This window comes from Nitrospirota bacterium (assembly GCA_023229435.1).
In the GTDB taxonomy this organism is placed as follows: Bacteria; Nitrospirota; UBA9217; order UBA9217; family UBA9217; genus JALNZF01.
The window spans coordinates 200,296-213,371 of sequence record JALNZF010000002.1 but is presented as its reverse complement, the minus strand read 5'-3'; the positions used below and the strand labels follow the sequence as shown (position 1 = coordinate 213,371).

At 47.7% G+C, this 13,076-nt stretch carries 9 protein-coding genes; 8 read left to right on the top strand and 1 reads right to left on the bottom strand.

All coding sequences use genetic code 11. The annotated features are described in order from the left end of the window. Window positions 1–32 precede the first annotated feature (32 nt). From M0R70_02535 to M0R70_02515, 5 genes are all read left to right on the top strand, one after another. Window positions 33–1,484, top strand: coding sequence for a hypothetical protein (locus M0R70_02535; GenBank protein MCK9418239.1), 1,452 nt, complete (start codon window positions 33–35; stop codon window positions 1,482–1,484). Between the two features lie 85 nt (window positions 1,485–1,569). Next, window positions 1,570–2,046 carry a phage Gp37/Gp68 family protein gene (locus tag M0R70_02530; GenBank protein ID MCK9418238.1) on the top strand — a complete coding sequence of 159 codons (477 nt, stop codon included), beginning with the start codon at window positions 1,570–1,572 and terminating at the stop codon, window positions 2,044–2,046. 869 nt (window positions 2,047–2,915) lie between these two features. Next, window positions 2,916–3,482, top strand: a complete 567-nt coding sequence (locus M0R70_02525; protein ID MCK9418237.1) for a hypothetical protein — start codon at window positions 2,916–2,918, stop codon at window positions 3,480–3,482. A 111-nt stretch (window positions 3,483–3,593) separates the two neighbouring features. Next, complete coding sequence (locus tag M0R70_02520) at window positions 3,594–4,334, top strand: hypothetical protein (protein ID MCK9418236.1); 741 nt, start codon at window positions 3,594–3,596, stop codon at window positions 4,332–4,334. Between the two features lie 8 nt (window positions 4,335–4,342). Next, on the top strand, window positions 4,343–5,491 hold the full coding sequence (locus M0R70_02515) for a phosphoribosyltransferase (GenBank protein MCK9418235.1): 1,149 nt from the start codon (window positions 4,343–4,345) through the stop codon (window positions 5,489–5,491). Between the two features lie 182 nt (window positions 5,492–5,673). Here M0R70_02515 and M0R70_02510 read toward each other — a convergent pair whose 3' ends face one another. Then, window positions 5,674–6,045 (bottom strand): helix-turn-helix domain-containing protein, encoded by a 372-nt coding sequence (locus M0R70_02510; protein MCK9418234.1) that lies wholly within the window; start codon window positions 6,043–6,045, stop codon window positions 5,674–5,676. 311 nt (window positions 6,046–6,356) lie between these two features. Between M0R70_02510 and M0R70_02505 the strand changes: the two genes are divergently transcribed. Genes M0R70_02505 through M0R70_02495 form a run of 3 tightly spaced genes read left to right on the top strand, consistent with a single transcriptional unit; the run spans window position 6,357 to window position 12,593 of the window. Then, a complete protein-coding gene (locus tag M0R70_02505; GenBank protein MCK9418233.1) occupies window positions 6,357–9,440 on the top strand; it encodes an N-6 DNA methylase in 3,084 nt (1,027 codons plus the stop codon). Then, on the top strand, window positions 9,428–11,803 hold the full coding sequence (locus M0R70_02500) for a DEAD/DEAH box helicase family protein (GenBank protein MCK9418232.1): 2,376 nt from the start codon (window positions 9,428–9,430) through the stop codon (window positions 11,801–11,803). Before M0R70_02505 ends, M0R70_02500 begins: the two co-directional genes overlap by 13 nt. A gap of 37 nt (window positions 11,804–11,840) precedes the next feature. Next, window positions 11,841–12,593 carry an adenylate/guanylate cyclase domain-containing protein gene (locus M0R70_02495; protein MCK9418231.1) on the top strand — a complete coding sequence of 251 codons (753 nt, stop codon included), beginning with the start codon at window positions 11,841–11,843 and terminating at the stop codon, window positions 12,591–12,593. Window positions 12,594–13,076: the final 483 nt, after the last annotated feature.

The window sequence follows — 13,076 nt, the reverse complement described above, 5'->3', positions numbered from 1 at the left end:
CAACGTCACGCATGGAGTATGGAGAAGAGACTATGAACATTAGAAAAATGATGCTTATTGGGGTATTAATTTTAGTTTCTGTATCGCATGCCGGTGCAAATGAAGAAAGCGATCGGATTAATGGCGTCGCAGATTTTCTCTTGGATAGGGGAAGAGAAAATTACCTCTATTTATTCGAACAAAGTATCAAGGACAATAAAGCCGTCAAGTGTTACTTTCCCACAATATATTCGAACTTAGAGCAGGGAGATTTGAGATTATTATTGAAGAGCCGAAAAACATGGAAGAATTCTGTTGATGTTGATTTAAAAAATTTAATGGTCAGGGTTGCAGCTAAGGAGTTAAGCAAAGCTGTAGATTTCAAGAGAACTGCAATGGATGTGACGGAGAGATACCTTGAATTTGCTCAGTATATTAGTGTCATGTACGAGGGCATTCCGCATCCTCTGACCGTTAGCTCACCAGTAAAACCTCCGCAGGATTTGCAAGACTTAATGTATGGATTTTATGCCGGCGTTCTCGATATGCGGGATAGCTTTCTCAAAATCGACGCCAAATTAAAAAATATTGATCAATTATGCGAGACGCCTGAAATTACAATAGATGACATTCCGAGTATCGAAAAAGACATTAAGGACTCAATCGACAAGTTAAATCTCTGGAAAAAGCATTTTGAGGCCAACAAAGGCAAACTCGTTGTCGATGTAAAAAAACTCAAGGATGATTGCCAGACCGACCCCAGCCAGCGTATATGCAAATATAAGGCGGATGCCTTATTAGGGGAATGGAGTAAACTGGCGACAGAAGCCATGAATGAAGGTAGCGGTAAAATAATCGCTACGTTTGACAATCTGGAAATCTATTACAAGCAAATCATGGCTGCGGACACCAACACGGCTAAGGCCATAATAGCGACAAATTTTTTAGAAAAAAGCAAATCAATAGCCGACAAAAAAGCTTCGGAAACGTTCAAGGAGCATGTTCTTTTTTTTGCTGAATTGTCGGACGCGGAATCGTCTGGCCAAGCAAAGGAAGTCCTCAACGCATATATGTTGCCGCCTGTTAGTTTTGCGGTCAAAAGGGAGAAATATAGAAATCATATACTCATTTCTTCTTATCTTGGATACTTGTTCGGGGAAGTAAGAAATTCACAGGATTTTGGAGATAAAGATAAACACGGAATTTATGCCCCGATCGGCTTGGAGTATAGCCACGGATTTGGCTGTGGTAGCTCGATGAGTTTTATGATTGCGCCCTTCGATTTTGGAAATCCGATTAACCTGAAATTGAATGGCATTAACAAGAATGTGGACCTGAATGAGATTGTCGCGCCGTCATTTCTTGTGTCATACGATGTTGCGAAGTATCCTTTAAGCATAGGTGTGGCTTATCAGAAAGGGCGTAAAAGCGAAACAACGAGCGCCACAGAGGAACGATTATTCCTCTTTGTTGGTTTTGACATGCCGTTGTTTACGCTTTATTGAGCCGCCTAAAGAGATAGAATCCTGTAGGACGATTAAATTATCAGGTTCACATGAGGTCGTTACCGCAACACCCCAACACACCTACATGATCCTGACAAAGCGGGTGGAACGCATGGCCGCGTTTTTCGAGAAGTTCGCGGATCGGGATTACGTGGGAAGCCCGGTGCTCTGGTTCGGTGTTTCCGTGGAAAACCAGGCACAGGCTGAGCGACGGATACCGTTCTTGTATCAAATGCCAGCAGCTGTCAAGTTCGTTTCGGTCGAGCCGATGCTTGGCCCGATAGACCTAACCGGCTATCTAAGCAAAAAGCGCGGGCCTCTCGTACCCCGCAGTTTTCAGCTTTGGGCGTCGAGCCGACTGATAGACTGGATAATCTGCGGGCCCGAGACCGGGCCGGGCGCACGGCCTTTTGATCTGACCTGGGCCCGGGGCCTGCGGGACCAGTGCCAGTCCGTCGTGGTACCCTTTTTCTACAAGGGGAAAAAGCCGCCAAAGGATCTGAGAGTCTTCGAAGAACCAACCCCGCCGCCTTGCCCCACCCGCCGCGCGGCGGCTAAGTGAGCTCCCCCATCGCTCAGTCACAGCGCTTGCAGTCCTGTCAGCCCCCTTGCAGATCGGCCTGCATGACCCTGTGACCGGGACATTGCAGCCGGCAAGGGGGTCGCTTCACGCCCGAATCATGTCAGGCTTTGTCAGGGCAAGCGCAGCGCCGTCGCTCCACCACGCTCGCCTGAGCTTTCGCAGAAAAGGCGCTCGCCAAAGCGAGCGCCCGGCGCCACCAATATCGTCAGTGGGAGATAAATGCGCGGGACTTTCAGCCTGGGCATATAACGGTTTACTTAAAGATGCACGGACGATTGCTGATATTTAGCCCAGAGAGAAGATCGCAACGAGCACATCTCAGCGACGATTCAGCATCTGAGCTTGGCTAGGAGGTTGAGCCGATCTTCCAAATACAAGATGATTTAGAATGAATGGGATATGGCATTTTGAAGCTCATCGGCACTCGTATTTGTTTCTTCCTGTCCTTAACGCGAGTTTCACTTTTTTAGAATCGGGAATTGCTAATTTCAGTTTAAGAATGAATCGTATTAAACGTCACATTCCGAGTCCGATATGCGAGGTGTTTTGCTGCGCAGACTATCCTAGAACAACAGATGAGGGTACTGGCTCTGATTCATTATAAGCCGAAAATAATATTGAATTTTCTTGACAACACCTTATTTTTACTGTAATTTTAAAAAAGTTAGTCATCGTATAAATGCACTATCATGAAAAAAACCATATTTTTCAGAAAGTTAATTCTATGAATTCTGTCCGCCCTCTTAGTCTTTATTGGTAAGTGAGGAGGCGGGCTTTTTAATTTTTCTACCCTGTTTTTATAAAATCTACCGATAAGTCTATTATGAATTATTTCGTTTAAGCATATAATGCCTAATAAAAGAAAACGATATTTACATACAACTCGGGTTCAAGCTGCACCGTCACTTCAAGAAGACTTTAGAAATATTTTTCCAATTATTTTTACTCTTTTCGGAATTATTCTTTCTGCTTTGTATGGTGTTATTTTAAGTGGTCTACATAACCAATCCTATGTCCATCGCAATTTGACAGATGCATTACTCAATTTAACGAAAATTCTTGGCTCTTTAGATTTTGAAATTTTCTATAAATTATTTATTTATTCGTTTAATGCATTTATTATGTGCATGACGTTCTATTTTCTTATTATGGCTTATATGAAAACAGACGATGCAATTAAAGCTCTCGGCGAAGATTTAGGTCCAAAATATTCAACAAAGAGTATCGGTAAGAATCATGGTACCTCTGTAGCGTTATATTTAATGCTAATGATGATATCGTCTGTGATTCTCCCTTTGGAGATTAGTGCTTATGATTATATGGTTTATTCGCTTGTGATAGATCTTTTTATGATCTTATTTTTCGTTCTCATTTTTATCAGTAGATTTCTAGAAAGAAGTACTATTAATGCTTAAAGAAAGGGGAATGCGGCAATGATAATCGGAATTATCGTGCTAACATTTATCCTTATATTGTTTTATTTACTCCTCAAAAGTATTCTAACTTACTTATTTAGAGAATATCATTTGAGAAATATTATCTCTATCTATCCAAAAAAAGTATTTGAAGCATCGGACAATTCACTTACTCTTATTGAAAGGCCCTTTAGCGATTTGCTAAATGAAATATCATTAAGAAAGCGCTCAAAAAGCTATCAAAACGTAGGTTTAATTACAAAAATGAAAAGCTTTTTCGAGAGAAAACCTCTTGGATATGATTTTGTAGCTAGTCATTATCCTGCTAGCTTGGGCAACCTGTCTGAAGTCGCACGAAGAAAAATTACTGCAGATTCTGAAGTAGTAGACAGCATAAAACATGAAGCATACAATTTATATAAAGGTATCCAGTTTAATGATAGTGCCTTGATCCTTAATTCGGTTGCTAACACATACAGATGTATGAAAGATTTTGAAACAGTCGATTTTGAAACAGGTATTGAAATAGAAATAAATAGTCAGTTTTATACTTTATTAAAGAAAGTAAAAAAAGAATTAGATAGGCTCGATATTTTTAAATCTTACATTGAGCTTATTGCTTTAGAAAATAATGGAATATTAGAAGAACTTTCTTTGGCGAATTTTAATGACAAAGAATTAATAATTTATGAAACATTAAAGATAAGACTCGAATCTTTCTTTCAATCGTTCACTTATCCGATTAAAGAAGTCATGATTACCAAAAAAATCAAGGAGTGTCAGGAGTTATTGAATCACATAATTAATTCACCCGCACTAACTAGTAAATTTATAGTACAGAATTTGTGTTAAATAGAAGAATGGAAGATTTACAATCATTACTTAATACGGTCATCAGAAAAGATTACTCTAATGGTGAAAAGATTTGGGACGAGTGGTTCTTTTATGAAAACGTATTTTCTTTTATAGATGTCTATGAAAAGTTCTATGACAAGTATTATAAACTAACCGACAAGTTTGATTATATCTGCTCTCTAGGTAAATCAGGTTATCCACTCGCAGCAAAACTCGCCTTTGATTCCAAAAAACCGTTGCTAATCAGTTCAATGTCTGAATTTATATATGAGGATAGAACTTTCATCCTCGGCCTGCCACCGGAATCTGCTAATTTTAGTGTCAAGGGGAAAAAAATATTTTGCGTTGATTCACATACGAGAACAGGCGGTACAATTCGGCTTGCCAATAATCTGATCACAAACAGACAGGTTAAGCACATAGAATATGCGGTATTATTTGATTGTATTGAGGATGAAAAGCATAAAAAATCTTATTTAAAATCAATTAAATCATTATACGACTGGGAAACATTACATAAGCCGTTAAATCAGATGGTCGATAAGTCTAGAATGCTAAATGACGACTTTTGGATGAAAGAGGACAAATACTGGCTGACATACATAAAAACGGAAAATTTAAAAGATAATGTGCAAACTCTTCCAGAGATAAATGTAACAACAATATTGACGCCGGAAGAATCAAAAAAATTTATTACGGCTGATTACATAAACCCATTAGATCTGTACCTTGATCCTAAACTTTATTCAACATTTATTAATAGATTATTAGATCAATTAATAAATGTAGACATCGATACCTTTGTTGCCTTATCTGTTGCATCGATACCAATAGCTTTTAATTTAGCCATTGAACAGCAAAAAAGATTTAAAACAAAAAAAGTAAAATTTATTTTTTTAATGAATGAACCACTTCAATATTATCGTGAAAAAATGGCAGATGCGACCGGCATATTACTTTGTGATGATGTCATCGTAAGCGGTGGTTTACTGTATGCTGTAGCAAATCTGTTAATTGGGGAAAATAACAATAAAAAAGTGAAAATAATAGCTACATTTTTCCATAGCTTACAATTTCCCTCTGCTGGCCGATGGTATCTCAGTTCTGTAATTAATCAAACAAAAGCAAAATATATTGCTGGTATTAGTTTTTAATTGCAATAAATTCAAGCATTCATCCAGTGTCCATCTTTGTTTTCAGTGGGCAGTCATAAGAGACTCGGACTGCTATTCCATTTTAGTTGCTATCCGAGTTTATGAATTTGAATAGATAACGCAGTATTCCTTAACAATTTTAATTGCTGTAATTGCGGCTTTGAAGTTGCAGTCAGTAGCACTCATCTACTATTTTTCTTTAAGAAGCTGCATATAAACTCTTTATTCCTTTTGCACGGCTTCATCCCGTTGCTCAGCCAATCGACGAGCTGCTCCGGGTCCCGCCCCATGGCCACACCGAGGCGATCGAACGACATCCCGTGGACCTTCTTGAAGTACCGCAGCCGTCCGAACAGATCATCCGGGCCGTCAAAAGGTACGTACCCGAGAAATTCGATGATCTTGGGGATATGCCTTAACTCCGGTTCCGTTCCCCGCTCCCAACTACATATCGATGCCGCTGAGACACCCATCTTGTCAGCAGCTTGCCGCTGGAACAACCCCAAATCCATCCGGCGCTTCTGGATATGCTCACCAAGCGTTTTGGGTTGCAAAACGTACCCTTTTAGGTATATTCTTAACGGTAATGACAACCGAAACTTTGCAAACCCGACTGAACCCCTGCAAGTGCGGCAATTGTGGAGATCCGCAGCACCAATGTCAATGTACGCCGCATCAGCTGTAGACATACCGGTTGCGCGTCTCCGGCCCGCGCGGGGTTCTATGCCACCTTGCTCATTCTCATCGAGTTGGCCCGTTCGCTCGTTCTCAAGTAAGGGCATAACCCTTCGTTCCTGCGTACCGCATCCGGCGTCCGCTGAACTCAAAAGTTGAACTAAGCCGCTGAAGGAGATATAGGCATCATATGGGTCGATCAACAGTACATTATGCGGACAGCGACACGAACAACACGCTGAAGAAGCTCCACAAGAAGCTTCGCCCGGCGGGGACGCCTGTCCAGCGCGTCGAGTACATCATCGAACTGCTGTTGTTCCGCATCTTCGAGGTGAAACTGAAGCAGGACCCGGACTTCAAACAACTCCGCGACCTGTTCGCCCGCCCCAATGACCACCTGCTTTTCAACTCACTGCACACGGTTCCGAACGAACGGCTGTTGCCGACCCTGAACGAGAAGTTCTTTCCGTTCTACGCCAGTATTCTTTCTCAAGCCCGGAAGGTCTACAAAACCAATCTGGGCCAGAAGGTTCAGGACCAACTTGTTTTGATCGAAGAGGTCTTCAAAAACTCTAACTTCACGAACAACGTCAAGAGCGGCGACCTTCAGGAAGTTCTCGCACTGATCGGAGAGATTGACGAAGATCGCCTCTTGAAGACGGACCTTCTCGGGGACGCCATCGAATCGGCTCTTTCCGAGACCGGCGGCACAAAGGACATGGGCCTGCACCGCACGCCTGACCACATCCGACAATTCATGGTCGCCCTGACCGACCCGACTTTTCTGGACAGCATCTTCGATCCGGCTTGCGGTACGGCGGGTTTCGGCTTTGACTCCTACGGCTATGTGACGGAGGCCGTCCGCCGTTCCGGGAAATGGCCCGGTCTCAAGGCACACCCGGAACTCATCGCCTATTTTCAGAAGCACTTCGCTAAACACCCCGCCGCCATGCCGTCGCCGACGAAGGCCCTCGAATTCTACCGTTCCGGCATACATGGCATCGAGTACCTAGGCATGATCCGCAAAATGGCCGCGATCAACTTCTATATCCGCGGCCTGAACCCGCAAAACATTGAGCAAGGCGACTCGCTCGCTCTCTTCGATCCAGCCAAGGACGGCGGAAGCAAGACCGTCGTTCAGGCCAATCCGCCCTTCGGCGCGGACCGGGACCAGGAAGCCTACCCAAACGTGTGGGCGGAGTTTTCCCGCGAATCCGAGACCACCATCCTTTTTGTGAAGCTCATGCTCGACGCGCTGGCCCCCGGCGGCCGGTGCGCGGTCATCGTGTCCGAAGGGTTCATGACATGGGGACAGGCCAGCGCCCGCACATTACGGAAGATGCTTGTCGAGGAAAACAATCTCCGGGCGATCATCAGCCTGCCGCAGGGAGTGTTTGTTAGCAAGGGCGGTGTCGGCCCGAAGACCTCCATTCTAGTCTTCGAGAAGGGCGGACAGACCAAGGATATCTGGTTCTATAAGGTTACGAATGACGGTTACACAATGGGCACCAACCGCCGTCCCATCGAAGGTTGCCAACTGGTCGAGGCTCTTGAATTGTTCGATAAATACGTCAGGCATGACAAGACACCTCCGGAAACCAAACATTCCTTCAGTGTGCCGGCGGCATGGATTGTGAACCTGGACCCCCGCGTCAAACTCCGCATCGCGGCCGACACCACCACCGACTTTTACGAGCGGGCGGCGAAGGAAAGTGAACCCCTGGGCGCGAAACTCGCCGACCAACTGCGCGCCGGCAAGATCACCGAAACCGACCGCAGCGGGCGACTGACCCAGCAGGATGAAGTCTGGCGAGTCAAGACCATGAATGAAATTGCGAAACGCATCGAGGTCGCGCACCTCTATTCGTTCAACCTGCCCAACGCCCGGAGCAACCTATCCAAAAGCCAACTTGAGGAATGGAACGCTGTCTTCAAGGGCGCAAAGCGAAAGAACGGGCACCCTCTCGACGCCCGCTATGAGGCACTCAAGGACTGCCCGCCGGAGAAAGCCCATTCCGCACTCGCCATGCTGGACGTGCAGGATTCCATAGAGTTCGACATCGCCCGGCAATACCTCATGGCCTACCCGGTCGAAGAACTGGCGAATCACGACCAGCTTGCCACTCTCCGGAAGATCATCGAAAGCGGCGCACGTTACCCACGATGCAAGTTAGGCGAACTGGTTGAACCCAAGCACGAACGCTTGCGAAAGGAAGATTATTCCGGGCAATTTGATATTGTAGAGAAGATCACCTTTGCTGATGGATGCATTCACTTTCGCGAATTTCCAGAAACCGGCATGGATCTCTACATTGCGGACCGCGGAGAACTAATCACATCGAAGATCAACCTACATCAAGGTGCTGTCGCATTAGCGCCACGCCGATTGGTTTGTTCGACGCATTATCAAGTGTACCAACCGAAGACGCCTGATAGCCGCGCTGACTACCTTTGCCACATGCTCCGTTCGCCGCAGTTTCTTGCTCAGTTGATCGATCAGAAGAACAAAGGCATCAAGACCGAACAGGGCTCGGATTTCCTTTGTGGTTTCGAGATTCCGCTACCGCCGCCAGAAATTCAGGAGACCATAGCTCGGCGGCTTGATGAACTCGTATCCGTCGCGTCGTCGTGTCGCATCATCCAATCCAAATTCACAATCGTGTTGCCGGACTCTATCCAAGACAACCTTCGCCCGATTAAAGACGCAATCCTGGAAACAAGGAACGGATGGTCGCCGACGTGCAACGGTGGCGAAATACCCGTCTTGACCCTGGCATGCTTGAAACGGGGCCGTATTGATCTGACCGAAAGAAAGTACACGTCCGAATTCCGCCCGAACATCGAAACCTTCTACGTTCACGAGGGGGACTTCTTCTACAGCCGTGGCAACACCCCGGAACTCGTCGCACTTGCAGGGATTGTCGGGCCGACTGAGGATAAAGTCGTCTTCCCCGATCTCCTGACCCGCGTTGTGTTTGATCGCACCAAGATTCTGCCTGAGTTTGCGGCTATCCTCTTCAATTCGACGTATGGCCGCCAGTATTTCGGCCGTGTTCCGCAAGGGGCATCACCGAGTATGGTCAAGGTCTCCCAAGATTATATGGGGGAGTTTCGCGTTCCCTATATGGAAGACATTCACACTCAGGAAGTTCTCGTCGCCTCTGCCCGACAGAATCTCGACGCTCTGTCAGCCGTTGGCAGACTTCAGGACGACGCGCAGAAACAACTTCGCCGGATCATCGAAGAGGTTTGGGGGGTGACATGCCCGACATAAATGCCAACGAAGCGACTGCGACCGACCTTCGGGTCATCGAAGACCTGAAGAAACTCGGGTGGAAGGTCGGCGACACCCTGCTTTACCAGCCGCAGTACCCACTGACGCCGGAACAACAAAAAGAATTTCCCGGTCACAAGTACGTCAAGCCGGATGTGGTTCTCCAAGACCTTCAGGGAACGCCGCTCGCGGTCTTCGAGAACAAACTGGACGATCCCAAAAAGGCGCTGCCGAAACTCCAGATTCTCTACTCTCGCATTCTCCACCCCCAGTTCCTCTACGCCTGTTCCGCCGAGCGGACGCTGTTCTACGACATGGCCTGGACCGGGCTTGAGGCGGGCGAGTTCCGTCCGGTCAACTCGTTCCTGTCCCTCGAAGACATGGGCGTTCGCATGGCGCAGGAGCAGAAGCGGCGGCAGGAACGCGAGATCGTCATAGACACGACCATCGCCGGTGGCTTCGATTCGGCGGCGGGCAAGGAACGGTACTATCAACTGGACTGTATCAACGTCCTGCTGAAGGGTTTGCGCGAAGGGCGCGGTAAGATGCTGGTTCACATGGCGACCGGCCTAGGCAAGACGCGGACCACCGTTGCCCTGTGCAAGGCGCTCCTCGACACCGGCCTTGCCCGGCGGATTCTCTTTGTAGTGGATCGCCGACTGCTGGCAGAGCAGGCGCGGGATGACGGCTTCAGTCTCATCAGCCCGACCTATACGGCGGGCTGGATCACGACTTCCAACTACAAGGGCTTCAAGCATAAGGACATTCACGTTGCCGTCATTGACACGCTGGAAATCCTCTACTCGGGGATTCCCAGCACCTACTACGACCTGCTGATCGTGGACGAATGCCACCGGTCCATAAACGTCAGCCGGCGGGTCATCTTCGATCACTTCCTTTGTCCCCGGATCGGACTCACCGCCACGCCCCGGATTGCCATCCCGAAGGACCCGAAGAAGGTGACGGACGACGACCTTGCCATTCTGGACACCTACCGACTTTTCGGTTGCGAAGTCGGCGAACCGACGTACGAATTTGACCTTGGTCGGGGCATCGATGAGGGCTTCCTTGCGCCCTACAAAGTTGATGAGATCAAGACACACCTGACGCAGATCGCGGAGCAGGAAGGCGTCGAGTTCGATTACGTTCTGGACCCGGACGAGCGGAAGAAGATCGAACTCGACAAGACCAAGAAACTGAAACTGGAGCAACTGAACCGAAAGTATCTCACCGAGAACACGGCCAAACGCGTTGCCGAGGAAATCCGCAAACGGACCGAGTACGGCGAGAAGATGATTCTTTTTGGCGTGAGCCAGGCGCATTGCATGATGCTGGCAAACGCCCTGAACGCGGTCTTCAACGACGAAGGCAAGAGCCCCCGCTACGCCGAACCGATCATTTCCGAGAACGCGGAGTTGAACCGGACCCTGAAAGGCTGGTTCAAGAAGCCCTACCAGAAACCCTACATCGCCGTTTCTGTGGACATCATGAGCACCGGGGTGGACATCCCCTGTGTGCGTTACATCGGCTTCGCCGCGCTCACCCGGTCGGTCGGCAAGTACATTCAAATGCTGGGCCGTGGCACCCGCCTTGATCCAAAAACGGGCAAGTTCAGTTTCCAGATCCTCGACTTCGTGGGTCTGTGCAAACGCATGGGTGACAACGGCAAGGGGACCGAGAAGAAGAACAAGAAGGTTGTCACTGGAACGGGAGGCGGGGGAGGAGGCGAAGGTGGCGGGGAACCGGAAGGCTACTTCATCGTGGACAACCCGGACCCGGAGCATCAAATCCAGCGGGTCAAGGTCCACGAAGGTGTCCGCGTGGTCGAGAACACCCCCATCGAAGAAGCCAAGCGCATCTTCGAAGCGGCCGTCAGCAACCCGGACAACCCGGTCATCGTGTCGCTAAAGCAGAAGATAGACGAACGAGAGGACTACGAACCGACGGCTGAGGATGTCGAGGCGGTCGAAGATTGGGTGTCAAAACCGGAAATCTGGTTGGACGAAGGCAACCTCCAACGCATCTACGACTATCCCGCCGGGTCCGTGTGGGACTTCTTTCTCCACGTCCTCGGCAAGCGCCGGATACCGACGCCGCTTCAGCGGGTCCAGACTGGCTACGAGAATTACATCCTCTCCGCCGAGTTTACCGACGCCCAAGTTCACGTCTTAGAGCTGATTAAGGATGTGTTCGTTTCAACACTCAGTGAACACGGCACAGTAGATGCGCAATCGATCTTCCAGAACCCTATATATGAGAGCATTATCGGGACTTACGATGAAGTGAACCAGGCCTTCGATTGCAAGATTGACGAGGTAATCAAAACAATGTCCGACAACTTCAAGTTGGCACGGGCAGCATGACACAAGAGCGGCTTACTTAAACTTCCTGGGAGCACCCTTGAATTACGACGCTATAGAAAAAAGCTATTGGGAAGCGCAGAGCAAGAGGATCGCGGCTCTGCGGGACAAAATCAATGCACGTCCACCAGTCGGTGATGGGCGCATCGTACCGGAAGACACCGACCTTTCGATTGGGGATGGTAGGCGGTTATCGATGGCGGTAATGTTCATCGATATTTGCGGTTTTTCTTCACGTCCAATGGAAACTGTGGCAGAGCAGGACTTAATGTTGCGCGTCCTGAATCTATTTTTCACAGAGATGATCCGAATCGCAGAAGATTACGGTGGAAACGTCGAGAAAAATACAGGCGACGGACTTTTGATTTACTTTAACGATAACGAAGGAAGTCCACCAGAGACTGGCTCTAAAAGAAGTGTTGCCTGCGCTTTGACGATGCTGGCGACAACAAAACACCTGATAAACCCCATCCTAAACAACTCGAATACGAAACCGATCGAGCTCAGGGTGTCGATTGACTACGGTAATGTAACGATAGCCAGAATTGGCGCGCCAAAGAGATTCAACGCAAATGCTGCTATTGGAGCTACCGCTAACTTTGCGTCAAAAGTAATGCGATTCGCGAGCGCTGGTGACATTGTCATAGGCGAATCTGCCAGGAAGCAACTTCCAGAGTCCTGGAGAAACATCTGGACGGAGCTTGTGCCTGAGCCTACTGGTTGGACTTACACGCACGACGGTTCACCCTACAAGCTATATAAATACAAAGGGCGCTGGAAAGACTTTATATAAGGGGGCTCACTATGCAAACGGAAAGTCACCAGTCATCTTCGGACGCAGAGTTAACGCCAAACGTTGACAATTCAGCCCCGCTTACTGTTGACCGATCAGCATCAATAAGCACAGAAGGAATTAAGCATGACGCGACAGTCAGTGCTCATGACCACAAGGAGTTGGAGATAAAACTTAAATTCGGGGAGGAAACACATCAGTATGTGCGCGACTACATTAGGCTAGCTGATCAAAAGGCCGCGTTTTTCTTCGCTGGATCTGCGGCTTTTCTTGCCTACCTGAATACGCTTGGACTCACAAACAATTGGATTTCTAATCCAAGTTCATGGGGTCTAATTCATATCCTTTCTTTCATTGCAACAACTTGCCTAATTGTTGGGAGCTTGTTTTGCATAGGAACGGTAATGCCGCGCTTAGGCGGAGCTTCAAGAGGCATCATTTTCTTCCACGCTATTTGTCAATATGAAAGTTCCTCTGAGTATT

Bases quoted from the DNA above. Each gene is read 5' to 3' on its own strand.
- M0R70_02535 (MCK9418239.1), top strand. From the start codon at position 33: ATGAACATTAGAAAAATGATGCTTATTGGGGTATTAATTTTAGTTTCT.
- M0R70_02530 (MCK9418238.1), top strand. From the start codon at position 1,570: ATGATCCTGACAAAGCGGGTGGAACGCATGGCCGCGTTTTTCGAGAAG.
- M0R70_02525 (MCK9418237.1), top strand. From the start codon at position 2,916: ATGCCTAATAAAAGAAAACGATATTTACATACAACTCGGGTTCAAGCT.
- M0R70_02515 (MCK9418235.1), top strand. From the start codon at position 4,343: ATGGAAGATTTACAATCATTACTTAATACGGTCATCAGAAAAGATTAC.
- M0R70_02505 (MCK9418233.1), top strand. From the start codon at position 6,357: ATGGGTCGATCAACAGTACATTATGCGGACAGCGACACGAACAACACG.
- M0R70_02500 (MCK9418232.1), top strand. From the start codon at position 9,428: ATGCCCGACATAAATGCCAACGAAGCGACTGCGACCGACCTTCGGGTC.